The 15,618-nt window shown below is 56.2% G+C and carries 16 protein-coding genes; 6 read left to right on the top strand and 10 right to left on the bottom strand.

Features of this window, described 5'->3' with window-relative positions; all coding sequences use genetic code 11:
- Window positions 1-4: 4 nt before the first annotated feature.
- The 3 genes from tssC to KW841_RS27800 all read right to left on the bottom strand — a co-directional run bounded on the left by tssC (window position 5) and on the right by KW841_RS27800 (window position 2,872).
- Complete coding sequence (gene tssC / locus KW841_RS27810) at window positions 5-1,507, bottom strand: type VI secretion system contractile sheath large subunit (RefSeq protein ID WP_218480526.1); 1,503 nt, start codon at window positions 1,505-1,507, stop codon at window positions 5-7.
- 10 nt (window positions 1,508-1,517) lie between these two features.
- The gene (gene tssB / locus KW841_RS27805) at window positions 1,518-2,051 is read right to left on the bottom strand and encodes a type VI secretion system contractile sheath small subunit (protein ID WP_007978739.1); all 534 of its coding nucleotides are present in this window, start codon (window positions 2,049-2,051) and stop codon (window positions 1,518-1,520) included.
- A gap of 68 nt (window positions 2,052-2,119) precedes the next feature.
- The gene (locus KW841_RS27800; RefSeq protein ID WP_007978741.1) at window positions 2,120-2,872 is read right to left on the bottom strand and encodes a hypothetical protein; all 753 of its coding nucleotides are present in this window, start codon (window positions 2,870-2,872) and stop codon (window positions 2,120-2,122) included.
- Window positions 2,873-3,570: 698 nt separating this feature from the next.
- Here KW841_RS27800 and KW841_RS27795 point away from each other — a divergent pair.
- From KW841_RS27795 to KW841_RS27785, 3 genes are all read left to right on the top strand, one after another.
- Window positions 3,571-5,736: a M48 family metallopeptidase gene (locus KW841_RS27795; protein ID WP_218480525.1), complete on the top strand. Its 2,166-nt coding sequence runs from the start codon at window positions 3,571-3,573 to the stop codon at window positions 5,734-5,736.
- 104 nt (window positions 5,737-5,840) lie between these two features.
- Window positions 5,841-6,182: a hypothetical protein gene (locus KW841_RS27790; protein ID WP_218480524.1), complete on the top strand. Its 342-nt coding sequence runs from the start codon at window positions 5,841-5,843 to the stop codon at window positions 6,180-6,182.
- 5 nt (window positions 6,183-6,187) lie between these two features.
- A complete protein-coding gene (locus KW841_RS27785; RefSeq protein ID WP_218480523.1) occupies window positions 6,188-6,661 on the top strand; it encodes a hypothetical protein in 474 nt (157 codons plus the stop codon).
- 265 nt (window positions 6,662-6,926) lie between these two features.
- Here KW841_RS27785 and KW841_RS27780 read toward each other — a convergent pair whose 3' ends face one another.
- The 7 genes from KW841_RS27780 to KW841_RS27750 all read right to left on the bottom strand — a co-directional run bounded on the left by KW841_RS27780 (window position 6,927) and on the right by KW841_RS27750 (window position 11,955).
- The gene (locus tag KW841_RS27780) at window positions 6,927-7,205 is read right to left on the bottom strand and encodes a hypothetical protein (protein WP_218480522.1); all 279 of its coding nucleotides are present in this window, start codon (window positions 7,203-7,205) and stop codon (window positions 6,927-6,929) included.
- 119 nt (window positions 7,206-7,324) lie between these two features.
- Complete coding sequence (locus KW841_RS29875; RefSeq protein WP_256357978.1) at window positions 7,325-8,233, bottom strand: immunity protein Tsi6 family protein; 909 nt, start codon at window positions 8,231-8,233, stop codon at window positions 7,325-7,327.
- Between the two features lie 76 nt (window positions 8,234-8,309).
- Entirely contained in the window at window positions 8,310-9,437 is a 1,128-nt protein-coding gene (tri1, locus tag KW841_RS27770; protein WP_218480538.1) for an ADP-ribosylarginine hydrolase Tri1, read from the bottom strand.
- 42 nt (window positions 9,438-9,479) lie between these two features.
- On the bottom strand, window positions 9,480-9,776 hold the full coding sequence (locus KW841_RS27765) for a hypothetical protein (protein WP_218480521.1): 297 nt from the start codon (window positions 9,774-9,776) through the stop codon (window positions 9,480-9,482).
- Window positions 9,777-9,911: 135 nt separating this feature from the next.
- On the bottom strand, window positions 9,912-10,145 hold the full coding sequence (locus KW841_RS27760; RefSeq protein WP_218480520.1) for a hypothetical protein: 234 nt from the start codon (window positions 10,143-10,145) through the stop codon (window positions 9,912-9,914).
- A gap of 32 nt (window positions 10,146-10,177) precedes the next feature.
- Window positions 10,178-10,486 carry a hypothetical protein gene (locus tag KW841_RS27755; protein WP_218480519.1) on the bottom strand — a complete coding sequence of 103 codons (309 nt, stop codon included), beginning with the start codon at window positions 10,484-10,486 and terminating at the stop codon, window positions 10,178-10,180.
- An 8-nt stretch (window positions 10,487-10,494) separates the two neighbouring features.
- Window positions 10,495-11,955, bottom strand: a complete 1,461-nt coding sequence (locus tag KW841_RS27750; protein WP_218480518.1) for a DUF6861 domain-containing protein — start codon at window positions 11,953-11,955, stop codon at window positions 10,495-10,497.
- A 711-nt stretch (window positions 11,956-12,666) separates the two neighbouring features.
- Here KW841_RS27750 and tssI point away from each other — a divergent pair.
- The 3 genes from tssI to KW841_RS27735 are packed head-to-tail and all read left to right on the top strand — an operon-like array spanning window position 12,667 to window position 15,618.
- Window positions 12,667-14,520 (top strand): type VI secretion system tip protein TssI/VgrG, encoded by a 1,854-nt coding sequence (tssI, locus tag KW841_RS27745; RefSeq protein WP_218480517.1) that lies wholly within the window; start codon window positions 12,667-12,669, stop codon window positions 14,518-14,520.
- A 12-nt stretch (window positions 14,521-14,532) separates the two neighbouring features.
- On the top strand, window positions 14,533-15,114 hold the full coding sequence (locus tag KW841_RS27740; protein WP_218480516.1) for a DcrB-related protein: 582 nt from the start codon (window positions 14,533-14,535) through the stop codon (window positions 15,112-15,114).
- Between the two features lie 36 nt (window positions 15,115-15,150).
- Window positions 15,151-15,618, top strand: a complete 468-nt coding sequence (locus KW841_RS27735; RefSeq protein WP_218480515.1) for a DcrB-related protein — start codon at window positions 15,151-15,153, stop codon at window positions 15,616-15,618.

Here is a 15,618-nt window from a genome sequence, read left to right as displayed (position 1 = left end):
TCGATCAGCCGCGGGTCGATTGCGGCAATTCAGCCACCAGGCGCAACGAAGCGGTGAGCTCGTCCAGTTGGTAGTGCGGGCGCAGGTAGGTCACGGCCTTGTACACCCCCGGCTTGCCCGGCACTTCGAACACCTCGGCGCGGGCTTCGCGCAACGGGAACTTGGCCTTGGCTTCCTGGCTCGCGGTGTCGTCCAGCAACACGTAGCTCGACAGCCACTTGTTGAGGAACAGCTCGACATCCTTGCGCGAGGCGAAGCTGCCGATCTTGTCGCGCATGATCGCCTTCATGTAGTGGGCGATGCGCGAGGTGGCGAAGATGTACTGCAACTGCGCCGAAAGCCGGGCGTTGGCGTTGGCGATGTCGGTGTTGTACTGCTTCTGCTTCTGCGCCGACTGGGTGCCGAAGAACGCGGCGTAGTCCGTGCCTTTGCAGTGCACCAGCGGAATGAAGCCGAGGTCCGACAGCTCTTTTTCACGGCGGTCGGTGATGGCGATCTCGGTCGGGCACTTGAGGGCGATTTCGCCGTCATCGGTCTTGAACGTGTGGGTCGGCAGGCCTTCCACCAGGCCACCACCCTCGACGCCACGAATCGCCACGCACCAGCCGTAACGGGAAAACGCATCGGTGACCCGGGTGCCCAGCGCGTAGGCGGCGTTCATCCACAGGTACTTGTTGTGGTCGCGTCCGTCGACGCTTTCGACAAAGTTGAATTCCTCGACCGGCGTGGTATCCGGGCCGTAAGGCAGGCGACCGAGCACGTGGGGCAGGGTCAGGCCGACATAACGCGAGTCTTCCGAGGCACGGAAGGACTTCCACTTGGCGTATTCGACGGTGTCGAAAATCTTCGCCAGATCCCGTGGGCCGGACATGTCGGTGAACGAGTCCCAGCCAAACAGCTCAGGCGAAACCGCCGAGATGAACGGCGCATGGGCGGCCGCGGCGACGTGGGAAATCTCTTCGAGCAGGTACATGTCTTCCGGGCTTCGGTTGAACTCGTAGTCACCCAGCAGCATGCCGAACGGTGCACCGCCGAAGGTGCCGTATTCTTCTTCGTAGATCTTCTTGAACAGCGCGCTCTGGTCGAATTCGGAAGCGGCCTTGAGGTCGCGTACCAGGTCTTTCTTCGACGCGTTGAGCAAGTGGATCTTCAGCGTGGTGCTGGTCTCGGTCTGGTCCACCTGGTACTTCAGGCCGCGCCAGGAGGCTTCCAGCTGCTGGAACTCACTGGCGTGCATGATTTCGTTCATCTGCTCGGAGAGCATCGCGTCGATCTCGGCGATGCGCGCATCGAGCACGGCGATCAGGTCCTTGCTTGGCGTCATTTCGCCTTCCAGGATCTGGTTGACCAGTTCGCCGATCAGGTCGCGGGTACGGGTGCGTTCAGTCTCGGAACGGGCCACGCGGCTTTCGGAAATGATGCTGTCGAGCAACGAGGATTGCGCGGTGAAGCTGTCTACTTCAACCAGCGTGCTGTCCTGTTGAGTCACGGTTTGCTTGTCGTTCATCGTCAGGCTCCTACGCTTTGCCGTCGGTGGCCGGAACGGCGGCTTCACGGCCGAATTCCTTGCCCAGGGTTTTCAACTTCTCGGTGTTCTGCAACACGTCCATCAGCAGCTCTTCGAGCTTGTCGTTGCCGCCCATCTTGTTGCGCAGGTCCGCCAGCTTGTTGCGCACTTCCAGCAGCTTGCGCAGCGGCTCGACCTGCTTGACCACGTTCTGCGGTTCGAAGTCTTCGAGGGCGTTGAAGTTGAGCTCGACGCCCAGCTGCGTGCCGTTTTTCGCCAGGGTGTTGTCGACGCGGTAGGTCAGGCGCGGCTTGATGCCCTTGAGCACGCCGTTGAAGTTGTCGCGGTCGATGAAAATGAACTTGCGATCCTTGAGCTTCGGCAGCGGCTCCAGCGGGTTGCCGGAGAAATCGCCCAGCACACCGACGACAAAGGGCAGCTCTTTCTTTTCCTGAGCGTCACCGATATCCACGTCGTAGGTGATATGGACCCGAGGCGCGCGGACGCGGTCGAGTTTGTGCTGGGTACTTTCCTTCTTCGCCATCGTGATCTCCTGTGCGAACAATTCGCTGCAAGTCGTTTGCGTGTCGGTTCAATGGGTGGCCGAGCGCGTTACATTCCTTCGATCGTCAGCAGCAGGCGCTGACGGATTTCATCGTTCATTTCCATGATGTTGGCGTGCCCCACCAACTCTTCGAAGCTGGTGTTGCCGGCGATCTGGGTGCTGCTGCGAATCACGGCCTCGTCCGGCAACTGCGAGCGAACCGGCGAGCTGATGACGCAGAAGGGCAGGTCGCCGAACTCCTTCAAGCGTTCGAAACTGACGGGGAAACGCAGGCCTTCGAGCAGGCGGCTGATGCCGGGCGACTTGCTCAGGCAGTAGAACAGCACCAGGTAATGCACCACGAAGCGGTACAGCTCGGCGCTGCTGCGATTGGGGTCTTTGATGACGGTGCGAAAACGGGCCAGGTCGAACGAACTGAAGCCCACCACCCAGCGCACGGGGCTGGTGATGCGAATGGATTGGCCACTTTGGGACAGCACCTTGTCGTACTCCAGCGCAAACAATTGCGGGGTCGTACTGAGCAGGTTGAGGGGCACTTCGAGTTCATTGACCAGCTGGAACGGAGCGGCCGAGCCGATGCGGTCGAAGAGCTCCTTGAGTTCCTTGAAATGGTGCTGGGTCTCGCGCCCGCTGCTGCGTTGCGCGCCTTGCAGGTACTCACCGAAAAACGCTTGCGGACGAATCAGCAAAGCCAGGGTCGCCAGGTAATCCGAGGCCTGCGCCTTGAGCGCATCGGAAATGGCCCGGGTCTGGCTTCGCAGCTGGATCAATGCTTCAACATCGAAAAACGTTTGAGTCATCGGTACATCGTCCTTGAGCACTTCGCACCTTCCTGGAATAAAACCGGAGAGCATGTCGAGTGACTTGATTCACAAGTGGACATCCGTCCACGAGAATTGATTGCTGGTGTTCGTCATCAAAAAATCACACTGCCGGAAACAATCGGAAGTGTGATGCTGGCATATAGATATCGAGTTGCCAGTAACGTCGTGTATGGCAACACGTCGTATCGAAAAGTTCATTCGGGGGCGGATTTTTTCTCGTTTTTGTTACATGTCGCAATGATGCCTTAGTGCCACTATTTGCGGGATGTGTCTGTCAGACAGTTCCGAAAGCCAGTCAATTCAATGGTTTCAGAGGCGTGGTGGATCCAATTTTTAATTGAAAATAATTTGTAAAAGGTGAACCGGTTCACCCAATGCCCGCTTGAGGGTCTGTTAAAGAAAAGATTGAAGGATAAGTGTCATATAGTCGGCAAGGAAGTGATGGCATCTCAGGATATCCGGGATATACAAGGCGTCATTTCCATTGCTGAACGAGTGTTCGGGCAATTTGGCGTTACATATCGTCGATATTTCTGTATAACGCGCCGGGTACGAGTGCGCCCCGCAACTTTCATGTCGGGCTGTGCAATAGCGTGAGGGCTTTCGGGCCTTTGTTAAATGGAATTTATGCTCGCCACGGATGTCAGGCGACGCGACTATTGAGGCCCTGTCTCATGAGAACGTTGAAACTCATTGCCGTACTTATTCTCCTGCCGCTTTGCCTGGGTTTGTTTGGCGTCTGGGAGTTGCAACGCAGTACCGAGAGCATTCGGGACTTCGCCGAAGCCAAAGCCGAGTTGGGCGTGATGCGTCCCGAAATCGAAGCGATGGTCGCCAAGCCGTTCTCACGCTCGGCCAAGGTCGATATCAACGGTGAACGCATGGGTGTTCACCAGGCTTTGTCGCTCATTACCCAAGTCGAGCATGAACTGACCATCCTGCAACCGGTGGCAGCCGTGATGAACAACCTGGCCAAGGGTGTCATCGCCCTCGGCCTGCTGGCCTCGCTGGTCGGTGTGCTGGGGTTGCTGGGTCTGCGTTGGGCCGGTGCCCGCGCCAGTCATTCCCGTGAACGATTGCTGCACACCTTCAGCCTAGTGAGCCGCCTGTTGCCGTACCTGCTGGTGGGGCACATCGTCGCCATGGGTGCGGCGGTAGCGGCCATCCTCGGTTTCGAAGGCCTGGGGCTGTGGCACATGGGGAAAATGGCCACTGGTGAATTCAAGCTGATGCTTATCGTGCTGATGCTGATGCTCGGTTTCCTGTATTCGATCTGGCAGATGGGCAAGCAGCTGCCGGTCATGCTGCACATGTTCCAGTCCACGCCGATGAGCGTGCTGGGCCAGGTGGTCACACCGGAGCAGGCGCAGACGTTGTGGGCCTTTGTTCGCGAGCTGGCGGACCAGCTCGACGCGCTGGCACCCGAGCACATCGTGTTGGGCATGAACGAAGGCTTTTACGTCACCTCCAGCGACGTCAACCTGCTCCCGTCAGGCACCGCGCTCAAGGGGCGCACCCTGCACGTGCCGATGATGTACCTGGGCTTGCTCGATTCGGCAGAAACCGGCGCGGTCATCGGTCACGAACTGGCGCACTTCGCCGGTGCCGATACCGAGTACAGCCTGCGCTTCGTACCGATCTACGAGGGTATCGGCCGCAGTCTCGGGGTGATTGCCGAGACCATGCTGCAAAGCGATGTGCTGCAACGCATGACGCTGTGGCCGGCCTTCATGCTCGGTGAGTATTTCATGGAGCGTTTCGATCATGCGGTGAACCACTGGAGCCGCGTGCGGGAGCTGGCGGCGGACGCGGCGGGTGCGCAGTTGACGGGAAATATCGCCATCGCTTCGGCGCTGGTGCGCATCTCTGCCATCGACCCCTTGTTGCACCAGGGTGTCTCGACCCATGTGGTCCACGCGACCAACCCCAGCGCCGAACACGTCCTGACCCGCGACTTGCCAGGCAGCGTGCTGCAGGAACTGGCCGCGCAGCCGCTGACCCTGCCCGAAGAGGAAATGGCAGCCAGCCTGCCTCATCCGTCGGACACTCACCCCTCCAACCGCGAGCGGCTGGCGTCCCTGCAAGTCACGGTCGAAGAGGCCGTCAGCCGTGGCACCCGACCGATCATCGCGGCACAAGCCAGCGCCTCGATGGATCACTATTTCGCCGATCCCCAGGCATTGCGTGCGCGCATTACCGAGGACTTTCTCGGCCACTACGTGGAGCAGGATGCGGCGGTTGTGCAAGCGTTGCGTAGCCATGCCGGCAATGCCACGGAGGAAGTCCGACTGCATGAAGGCGCACGATTGCGCGGGTGGATTACCCTGGGTTGCTTCTCGCTCTTCATGTTGTTGGGTTTGGGCCTGCTGATCCTGCCGTACCTGTTACCGCAGGTTTTCGTGGACGCGGATTCCACAATGAAGTTGGTTGGTATTCTGCTCTTGATCAGCATGGCGTTCCTGCTGCCACTCTCCTTGCGCATGCTCACGCGGGCGAACAAGACTGCCTTGCTACTGACGCCCGAGCACTTCGTGTTCGCCAACTTCAAGGCGCCATTGCCGATACAGCACGTCGCCGATTTTGGTCTGCAAGTGGGGCACGGGGTGCACTTGAATTTGCTGCTGGAAGACGACGCCCCCATGCCTGAGTTGGCCTCGCGTTCGTTCTTTTCACCGGATGCGAAACTCAACAGGAAAAAACGCTGGGTCCAGTTGCAGCTGCTTCAAATCTGCCGTGACGACAAAAAACTCAAGGACCAGGAGTTGGCGGACCTGATTGGCACCTATCTGAATGCAGGCACTGCACGGCACTTGCTGCAGCAGCGATTCGAGCAGGCTTGAAGGCTTTCAGCATCGGCAAGCGTGGAGTTCCGGGTTCAATGGCTCAACAGGCTTGGAGGACGGTCCGCAGTGGCAAGCGTTCTTCAATGTCCTGGATAAGGATCATGGGCCTACTGCCTACCTGTTCAAATGTCGTCACTGCGCCACGCTGGGCGCTTACCAGGACAGCCATTGATACCCAAAGTGCTCAATCCATGGCGACCTACAAGGAAGAAGCTCTGATGACCGACAATCACACCCCCGACTTCAGCAAAGTCCCCACCGGCATGCTGCCGTTCCCGCCTGTTGAAGACGTGTTTGTCGCCGATCAACTGGAGCTGGCCAACCATCTGCACCCTTTGTTCAGCTTGGATATCAGCACCGTAAACCCGGCCGGCGCAGACATGATCGTCATGTTCTACGAGCCGATTGAAGGCTTGGTGCTATTCACCTTCGATTACAGTTGAATCCCATGAATAAGGCCGAACTGCAAACGCTTGTAGTCAGAGTTAAAAAGTATCTCGCGATTATCTTTATGCTCTGCCTTGTAGGCGTTTTCATCTATGCGTACCTGCACAAACCGGAGTTTCCTTCTGAGATAGTCCTGAAGCACGACTTCATTCCGGGGCAGTCGATCTACATCGTTCAAGATGCCAGGGATGCAGATGAGCCCAAAAGCCTGAGGTTCTACGTCAACAATGGCGACGGTTGGAATAATGAGACGATGAAGGTGCTCCTCGCAAAGACCCCGCCCTTCCTGGTCTCGGACACTGACTTGAAAGACGTGGTAATCCAGCGTGTCTCCAACGGCCTGCACATCAAACTCAAAGGCGCAGTATCGAATTACCAGAGCAACCTTTACCTTGAAGACGGCGACACTTACACCACCTACCGTGTAAGCCTTGAACAAGTCGAAACGCGACCGCCCTTGGCGAGCGGTCGGTAAGCTTGCTTCAGCAAGGCAATCACTGCGCACACAACCGCAATCGCCAGCGCCGGCCACTGCATCGGCAAATCGATGATACTGGTTGCTGGCGGGGGGCTGGTCGTATTGATGGCGTGCCTGCTGCCACTCTCGTTGCGCATGCTCAAGCGGGCGAACAAGACGGCGTTGTTGCGGACGCCCGAGCACTTGGTATTTGCGAACCTAAAGGCGCCATTGCCGATCTGGCACATGGCCGATTTTGGCCTGCAAGCGTGGGGTGCGAAGTTCAATGGCACCCTGCGCAGAGCTGATGGAGGTCTGATAGCAGCGTCTGAAGTTCGTTATTTTCGGCCAGCAAGGGCTTTGCGTCTTCATACAGAACAACGTCGTTGATCGAGCCCATGCCGCCGTACAGCGACATCAGTCGAGACAGTGCGTACGCCGTCTCCTGGGGCAGCGCAAGGCTGCACTCCTCAAGTTTGTCGGCCCATTGCGGGTGATCGAATCTCCTCAGCAGTTCTGCTGTTCGGGCAAGGTTCGAGGAGATCTTGCAGATGTCTTTCATGGCGCCAGTCCTGAGCGAACCATTTATCAACGTTCACAACGTTGGCGGAACCATGGTTCCAATCGACCGAGTAGCTGAGGCCATTCCAGTTACCACTGATCAATACCCAGTATTTAATGCTATGTACGAGGAAGACTTTCCGGTGGCAATCCATTAGGCAGCTGAATCTTCAGGCCGCGTGCGATCTGAATGCCTATGTAGAAGGCATCCCCCAGTACACCAGAAAGTTCAGGATCGTCGGCTTCAAACTCTTTGCTGGCCCAAACGCCGATGGTCAAATCGTGGAGCCGGGCTTTATCTTTTTCAACGCCTAGCAACACGTTCTTGATGAATTGCAACTGGATCAACGAGCTTGAATAAATCTGGAATTCTGGACAGCCGTTGTATCTCAGGGCGGTGATGGCTAGCGCATTGTCGATGTAGTCGAGGGCAGTTATCGGCGTTTTCAAGAGGCGGTCCCTCTCTGTATCAGCGCTTTGATTGCTGCGCGACGCCACGTATTGATCAAACATTCGAATCTGCTCGCCTTTCGTGGCAGAGTCCCGATAGGAATCAACATGTTTTCTATAGGTCAGGAATTGTTCCGATTGTGGTCCATGGGCCAGCAACGAAACAATGGCCGCACATTGTATGAGCCAATAGATTTCGAACGAGGATTCGGTGCCTCGACAATAACCAATATCTGTCCCTTTGCTGTACAAGTCACGAGCCAGTTGGCTGGCTTTATCGCGGTTTATCGTCGTCTCTGATGTCCATCCGGCCCGGTCATTTGCGATGACGAATACCCGATAGTGCTGCAACAGGAGGGCATCCACTAGCGTCAGGTCCGGGCAGGCCGGGGGCATCAACGGTACAAAAAACTCTGGTTCACGATTGATCGGTAGCCAGGACAGGTTCCTTTCCACTCGGGAAGGTGGCTTGTCCACTTCGGTCAAGGTGGCTGCATCGACAACCTGCTCGGTGGGGGCGGGTGGAGGAGCGGGCTTTTGTCCGAAAAAGGTTTTCAAGTGCTGCAGTAGTTTTGACATGGAGGTAGCCGTTCAAGGATTTTGATTTTGAGTAAAACTATCCGCTGACAAGAATTTCCAGGGAGTACTTGCCGTTTCAGCGATTCCCATAAATCACTTCATCCATCTCGTCATGGAGTGGGGCGCTTTCGAATAATTTTTGCGCCAAGTCCTGAATGTGTTCTGACCAGGCGACCGTTTTGACCCATTCTTCAGGCATGCCCGTCACCCCGTACAGCGCCCCGGCTATCTGGCCGGTGGTCGCTGCCACGCTGTCGGCGTCGTCCGCCAGATTGGCCGCCAACAGGATTGCATCCTTGAAGTTGTCGGTGTTCCAGACCGCCCACAGAGCTGCTTCCAGCGTATCGATGACGTAGCCGGAGGAGCGGATCTGATCGCGGGTTTTTTGTTTGTATTCGCCAGCGTTGATGATCAAGGGGCGGGGATACAAGGTGCGAATCATTGACGACAAGGTTTCTTCCTTGTCCGCGCCATTGAGGGCCAGGTGCAGTTGAGCGCCCAGCAGTTCGCAGCAATTTACGGCTTCTGCAGCCTTGTGAGTGCAACGGCTTTGTGCCGAGCTTTCCCGCCAGGTGCCGGACAAGGAGTGGCGACGGAAGATGGCGGTCGGTGCCAGCCTGATGATCGATCCGTTGCCGGCTGTGGATGGATGATCGTTGCCGTACCAGTCGACACCCTGCGCCAATCGACCTTCAAGCGCAGCGCGAGTGGCGTTGCCAATGTCAAAGCATTTTCCGTTATGGCTGTTTTCGCCATTTTTATACCAGCGACAAAGCCTCTGCGTGTAGTCGCGGAAATCGAATTTATTGTTTGCCACGTAAGTGTCTGCGAGAGCCAGTGCCATGCTCGTATCGTCAGTCCACTCACCCGGTTTCAGCTTGAAGGGGCCGCCGCCAACCATGTCACTGACATGTTCACGACCACGGGGCAGAAACTCGAGCGTTGTACCCACGGCGTCGCCAATCGCGAGCCCCAACAGGCAACCCTTGGCGCGGTCCAGCGCCTGCTCTTCAGTGAGGGTGCAAGGCCTGGAAGTCAGCCACTCAGGTTTCCTGTTCGGAAATCTGGGTGCGTCCGGCTGCAACATGTAATCCATGCGCTGGCGCAGTTGAGGAGAGGGCGGTGGGAGCAAGTGGTCGTATCGCTCAGTGTATTGGGTGAGCGCTTCGTTTGAGCTTCTGAGATCAATAAGGTTTTTTAACATCTCGGCACCAGGCAATGATCTGTTATGACGTATCGTATGAGTTCAGACGCGTTCAAATGCGTCCCATAACATCTGTCGAATAGCATCCAGTCTTGCGTTAGCTGCGGTTCGCTGTTCAGCGGTACCTCGATCAATGTAGACGTCTGAGAAACCTGATTTGCTGCCTGCCATTGTTCTATACATTGAAGTCGCTTTTGCCCATTCATTACTGTCCGGCAAAGGGTCCTCAGACAGTAGGCGGATTATCGCATTTATTCCTGAATCAAAATTTTGGCAGCTCTCACTGTGAAAGATTTCTTTGAGCGTGATCAGTAGTTCGGTCAGGTGTGAATTTGTCATGCGCTGCATCCGTCACGCCTATTAGTTGTGTTAACTATCCGACGTGTTCAAGTGACGTTGTTAGCTTCATGTTGTATCTGTGTTGGCTCCTGTTCAACTCAATAGATTTCAATGAGTAGCCGTCGTCACGCACCGTCATCGGCGGGAGCGACCTCTATCGTAGTCCTGGCGGGTGATCTCCTCACCGAAGCGCAGCGCTTCATTGTATAAACGGTTGTCATGAGGGACTGGTTGAGAACTCTCTTCGTTGCCGTAGAAACGTACGAATATCTGCTTCAAATGATGATCCCAGCGATAGGTGACTTCTTCGTATGGATAGTCAACATAAAAGTCTTCGTTAGCGAAACGCTCGCCCTTTTGAATTGCCATTCGATTCTCTCAACTCCGAGGGCTGAAGTTAATTACGTTTTATCCATTTTTGCTTTGAGGAGTTTATATGAACTCCACTCGCGGCCGCCTATAATTTCTACGTAAAAATTGGCGTAAGCTTTCTTTAGATCGCTGTTTTCTCTTAGATTGGTCTCTTCGAATAATCGATGGCCAGGTATTTCTCGAGGTTCAATATTTTGCGTTATTTTACCTTGCTCCACTGCTGATAAGAGTGGCTCCAACTGACTGTATAGCATTGCCGCAATGTCGCTCTTGTCTTTGCAGAGCTCAAGTTGTTCGCGTAGTTGGAGTGTGGCGATTTTTAGGTCGTCAATATTCATTTTTTTTCCTAGTTGTCGATTGTTCCCAGCAGTCTTTTAGTAGACCACTCATTGCGATTGGGAATCAAAAATTGATTGGCGCCACCCGTACGCACTATATTACCTCCGAACTCCGTCGTCGGTGCGACTTTACTGATGAATACCTCTGTAGGTTGAAGAGGGTGAATTTCGAAAATTGAATACTTCGGGGCTTCACTCACCAGAGGTAGCCCCAGTGAGTCGGCTAAGGTTTTACTGGATTTGGCAGATGCCTGCAATTCTTCCATGGTGGTAAAATAAGGAGAGTAATCGGTAATCTTTTCACCCACTGGTACGATTTTTACGAGCGGGGTTTCCATCGTGATGACTTTCGGAATTGTACTCCCTGACCCAATTTGTGCTACGGCACGCTCGAAAATTTCTTCAGTGGATGCTTTCGGATCTGATGCCCGGAGTTTGTCAAAATACAGCTGCCCTTCAGGACTCTCAAAAAACTCATTGATCTGTTTGGCGGAAAGGCCATGTGTATCAAAGGTTAACACCTTATTCTTTTTATCCTCCAGTGATACAAAGTCTGGATCTTGTTTAGCGTAATATTCACGCATTGTCTCTGGCTCGGCCTTCTGAAGGGGCGCCGGCTCCTTCACCCGCAACTCATCCCGAGCCAACAACTTCTGCTCATTCTTTGCCAACCAACCCGCCAGCTCCTTGTTCGATATCTCCGCCTGAAGCTTCGCACTGCGGGTCGCGATGTTTTCCATGCTGTTCATCACACCGGCTTTCATCTGGCCTCGGGTCAGGTAGGTGACGATGGCGGTGAGCAACAGGAGTACAAGCTGCTCCTGCCCGCGAGCCAGTTGTCGTGCCGCGCGTTCGATGCGTTCCTGTACCAGTGCAGCGGAGCCGCCGCTGGGATCGAGGCCGGACGGCTTGAGGCCTTCTTCGGCGTGCCAGGCCGTGGCGATGCCTTCCTGCAAGGTCGAGAGGCAGGCGGGCAGGCCCTGGTAAAAATATTCGGCGATGGCGGACAGGCCCAGACCCATGAGAATCAGGTTGCCGACCTGCAAGCCGATACCGGCCCCGGCAGCGGCTCCGGGGGCCGCACCGACGCCAAAGGCGAAGGCCCCCGCTGCGCCGCCGGCCACGGTGCCGATCGCCACGCTGCCGCCGAGAATCATCGAGACTTCTTTGACCAGTTGCAGCAGTACCGGCAGGATCTGCTCGATTTCAATCGAGGCCCACTTGCGCTTGAGGTCCATCTGGATGATCGGGTAAGAGAGGGTCATCGCCTGATGCACCGCATCGATGCGACGACCGCCCATGTAGCCGTAGGCCTGGCTCGCGCCATTGCTGACACGCCGGGTGAAGCCGTTCCAGTTGTCGTGCACGCTCTGCAAGCCGTCGTTGACGCCCTGGTTCAGCTCGTTGAATTTCTGGTCGAGGTTGCGTTCGACATCGGCCCAGCTGGGCACGTTGGCTAAAAGATCCATTTACTCGTCACTGTCCTTGGGGGTAAGGCGCTTCCTTGTTGCTGCGGTCGAGCTGTCGAATATCCGACTTCACATCATTGCCAAAGTGATGGCAATTAGCCGCACTTCAGACTGCGGGGCGGGTAGAAGATTTCAACATGGATCCCATTTTTGTTATTCGCGTTACATTCGGCAATGATGGCAATAAGGCATTAGTCGCCAACAAGTGGCCGCTAACTTCCCGTTCATCCTTGATATATCAGCGTTTCTGGCTGGCCAGTGTGGCGATAATTATTTTTCAGAGATTATCCTGAACTGAGTTCCAAGTGCGTGGAAGTGCGCGCATATATGGCGTCCGGGTTGACACAGTGCATGACATGGGTGTCTCCTTCCCGCGTTCGAGCATCTGTGATGCCTGCAAAAGTGTGACAAATTTCGCAAATATTTTACTGAATGATGGCACTTTCATACTGTCTTGCGGTCGCAGTTTCTGACGCCTGTTTCGTGTGAGGAATTTCACTCGGCGTTTAAACAAACCCGATGAAAATGAAGCGTTTTTAGAGGCAGTCGCTTACAAGACTTGCAAATTGCCACAGTCCGAAAACATGGGGCGGCGAGGTGTTCGCCCAGATCGATGATGTGGCAGACAGGGTTTTGACCCTCTTATCTGATTCGTTATGCGCAGTGGTTGAGAGAGGGCGGTAGCTTTCCACTGTTTTCAAGGAGATACACATGTTGATGGACCTTGCCGCAATGCTTTCCCCGCAGAATCGGCGCCTGTTCAAGTTCAAGAACCTCGCCAACCCCGAACAGCAATTGTTGCTTGAGTCCTTCAAGGGGACTGAAGGTCTGTCGCGTGCGTACAACTTCGAGTTGCTGCTGGTGTGCCAGGACTCCGGCGTCGAGCTGAAGTCGATGATGGGTCAGCACGTGGTTCTGGAAATCGAGCTGGCAGACACCACGCCTCGTTACCTGGCGGGCTACCTCACGCGTTTTGCCAGTATCGGTAGCGACGGTGGCATGGCCCGCTATACGGCGACCCTGAACCCCTGGTTCTCCATGCTGAAGAATCGTTTCGACACGCGCATTTTCCAGGGTTGCACGGTGGAAGATGTCGTCACCCAGGTGTTTGCCTTGTGCACCGCGTTTTCCCGGCACGAGTTCCGCCTGAGCAAGCCGCTCAAGCATTACACATACATCACCCAGTACCGCGAATCCGACTTCAACTTTGTCCAGCGCCTGCTGGAAGAAGAGGGGATGTTTTACTACTTCGAGCACACCGCCGAAGGCCACACCATGATCATCTGCGACGACTCCACTACGTTGGTGCCGTTGCCTGAGCAGCCGCAGATCCGTTTCCACACGGCATCGGTCACCGAGACCGCCGACTCCATCACCCAATGGAGCGGCAACCGCCAGTTGCAGTCGGGGAAAATCGCGGTCCAGACCTTCGATTATCGTCAGCCGTCCAACCGCTTGCCGGTCGCCATGAAGAGCCTGAACAAGCAGGGCGATGTCGACGAATTCGAAATCTATGACTTCCCCGGTCAATACACCCACGGCACCTACGACGAAGGTGAAGCGCTGCTGCGGTTGCGGGTCGAAGCGCTTGAGCTCAAGGGCAAGAGCTTTCATGGCGCCAGTAACTGCCGCGCGATGAAGCCCGGTTATACCTTTGAGCTGTTGCAGCATTACGATCACGATCAAGGCCCTGCCGATGAGCGTCAGTTCCTGCTGATGAGCGTCGAAAGCGAAGGCCACAACAACTACCTCAACGGGCACCAGGCCAGCTACTACAACACCTTCTCCTGCGTGCGCAAAAAGATCGTCTTCCGCCCTCAACTCACTACCCCGCGTCCGACCATCTCCGGCCCGCAAACCGCGATCATCGTCGGCCCGCCGGGGGAGGAAATCTTCACCGACGAACTCGGCCGCGTGAAGGTGCAATTTCACTGGGACCGCAAGGGCGAGCACAACGACAAGAGCTCCTGCTGGGTCCGCGTCGCCCAGTCCGGTGCCAGCGGCGGCTTCGGCAGCATCCAGATTCCCCGGGTAGGCGATGAAGTCGTGGTGGTGTTCCTCGACGGCAACCCCGACCGCCCGCTGGTCATGGGCAGCCTCTACAACAGCCAGAACACCCCGCCGTGGTCGTTGCCGGCGAACAAGACCCAGAGTGGTTTTTTGACTCGGTCGATGAAAGGTGACGGCGGCACGGCGAACTTCTTCCGCTTCGAAGACAAGGCCGGTGCCGAGCAGATCATCATGCATGCCGAGCGCAACATGGACACCGAGATCGAGGTCGATGAAGTCCATACCGTCGGTAGCAATCGCACGATTAAGGTCGGCGGCACGCACACCGAAACGATCAAGAAAGACACGGTGATGAATGTCCAGGAAGGCTCGCTGACGATTCAGGTCGACAACCAGTTCATTCAGGTCAGTGCCAATCAGCACATCATTCTTCAGGTGGGGGACAGCAGCATCACTCTCACGCCGGACGGCATCGAGATCAAAGGCAAGGCGATCACCACGACGAGCACCGGCACGACCCAGATCACCGGTTCCGAGGTCAGGGTCAATGACTGAGGTAATGGCGCCATGACCAGAGTCAGTCTCTACGATCGCATCTCCGAAAAGCGCATTGCGCAGGAGGAAGTCGAACGCCTTGCCCAGCAGAACGTGCTCCTCGTCCAGCCTGAGCCCGAGCCAGAACCCGAGCCGGTGGTGGCGCTGCAGGATACGCCCAGCAGTTTCACCTTCGCTGGTTTCAACCTGGCATTTCCGACGGGGTTCAACTTCCGCGAAGTCCAGACCACCCTCGAGCACGAAGGCGAGCCGGTCAACCTGACGATCAGGCGTCGTAATGTGCGACAGGGGCAGACCCTGGAGCAGCTTTTCGATGCCTCGGTGCAGGCGTTTCGCCAGGAGCATCCGGACGTGCGCATCATCCGCCAGCGCGATGTCAGCGTGGCCGGCAGTGCGGCGAAGTCCGTGGATCTGCATTTCAAGACCGGTCATGCCGATCGTCACGCGCGCCTTGTCGGTGCCCTGGTGCCTGTCGCCGGGCGTGACGATGGGCAATGGCTGAGCATTGCTTGCGAGATTGATCCGGCCCGGCCCGCGCTCAGTCTGTGGCTGGTTGATTTTGACGGCATGCTCGACGGCCTTGCCTTGCGCTGAACGCCTAATTTTTTTGATTCAAGGAAGTTACCCAGAATGGATTATGAGTTGCAGGAAGGCAGCATCGCGTTGCCGCAAGGTTTTCAGGACCGTACGGTAAACATGTTTGTGTTGGGGGCGAGTATTCCAGCGCCGTTGAGCATCACCATTTCCCGGGACACATTGCTGCCCGGCGAAGTGCTCAAAGCCTACGTCGAGCGTCAGATCAAAATGCTCGCGTCCAAGCTGCGTGGCTATACGCTGCTGGGCAAGAAGGCCGTTGCATTGTCGACCACGGCGCCGATCGAGGGCGTGCAGATCGATGCGTATTACATGACCGATGGCCGACCTTTCTATCAGCGCCAGGCGGCGTTTCTGATCGAGCCTGGACGCGCGATCATTTTTTCCACCACAGCCCAGGCTGACTTCAGCAGCGAGCAGAATCAGAACTGGATAGACTTGTTGGCGAGCTTTCAGCCTCGCCAGCCCGGCGGCCCCAAGACCGACTCCAGCGCACAGGAGTAA

This window comes from Pseudomonas sp. PDM28 (assembly GCF_019219115.1).
Classification (GTDB): Bacteria; Pseudomonadota; Gammaproteobacteria; order Pseudomonadales; family Pseudomonadaceae; genus Aquipseudomonas; species Aquipseudomonas laurylsulfatiphila.
This window is presented reverse-complemented; position numbering and strand designations above follow the sequence as displayed.

What these genes read in the sequence shown, in the direction of transcription:
- tssC (WP_218480526.1), bottom strand. Translation starts at nt 1,507, where the DNA reads ATGAACGACAAGCAAACCGTGACTCAACAGGACAGCACGCTGGTTGAA.
- tssB (WP_007978739.1), bottom strand. Translation starts at nt 2,051, where the DNA reads ATGGCGAAGAAGGAAAGTACCCAGCACAAACTCGACCGCGTCCGCGCG.
- KW841_RS27800 (WP_007978741.1), bottom strand. Translation starts at nt 2,872, where the DNA reads ATGACTCAAACGTTTTTCGATGTTGAAGCATTGATCCAGCTGCGAAGC.
- KW841_RS27795 (WP_218480525.1), top strand. Translation starts at nt 3,571, where the DNA reads ATGAGAACGTTGAAACTCATTGCCGTACTTATTCTCCTGCCGCTTTGC.
- KW841_RS27790 (WP_218480524.1), top strand. Translation starts at nt 5,841, where the DNA reads ATGGGCCTACTGCCTACCTGTTCAAATGTCGTCACTGCGCCACGCTGG.
- KW841_RS27785 (WP_218480523.1), top strand. Translation starts at nt 6,188, where the DNA reads ATGAATAAGGCCGAACTGCAAACGCTTGTAGTCAGAGTTAAAAAGTAT.
- KW841_RS27780 (WP_218480522.1), bottom strand. Translation starts at nt 7,205, where the DNA reads ATGAAAGACATCTGCAAGATCTCCTCGAACCTTGCCCGAACAGCAGAA.
- KW841_RS29875 (WP_256357978.1), bottom strand. Translation starts at nt 8,233, where the DNA reads ATGTCAAAACTACTGCAGCACTTGAAAACCTTTTTCGGACAAAAGCCC.
- tri1 (WP_218480538.1), bottom strand. Translation starts at nt 9,437, where the DNA reads ATGTTAAAAAACCTTATTGATCTCAGAAGCTCAAACGAAGCGCTCACC.
- KW841_RS27765 (WP_218480521.1), bottom strand. Translation starts at nt 9,776, where the DNA reads ATGACAAATTCACACCTGACCGAACTACTGATCACGCTCAAAGAAATC.
- KW841_RS27760 (WP_218480520.1), bottom strand. Translation starts at nt 10,145, where the DNA reads ATGGCAATTCAAAAGGGCGAGCGTTTCGCTAACGAAGACTTTTATGTT.
- KW841_RS27755 (WP_218480519.1), bottom strand. Translation starts at nt 10,486, where the DNA reads ATGAATATTGACGACCTAAAAATCGCCACACTCCAACTACGCGAACAA.
- KW841_RS27750 (WP_218480518.1), bottom strand. Translation starts at nt 11,955, where the DNA reads ATGGATCTTTTAGCCAACGTGCCCAGCTGGGCCGATGTCGAACGCAAC.
- tssI (WP_218480517.1), top strand. Translation starts at nt 12,667, where the DNA reads ATGTTGATGGACCTTGCCGCAATGCTTTCCCCGCAGAATCGGCGCCTG.
- KW841_RS27740 (WP_218480516.1), top strand. Translation starts at nt 14,533, where the DNA reads ATGACCAGAGTCAGTCTCTACGATCGCATCTCCGAAAAGCGCATTGCG.
- KW841_RS27735 (WP_218480515.1), top strand. Translation starts at nt 15,151, where the DNA reads ATGGATTATGAGTTGCAGGAAGGCAGCATCGCGTTGCCGCAAGGTTTT.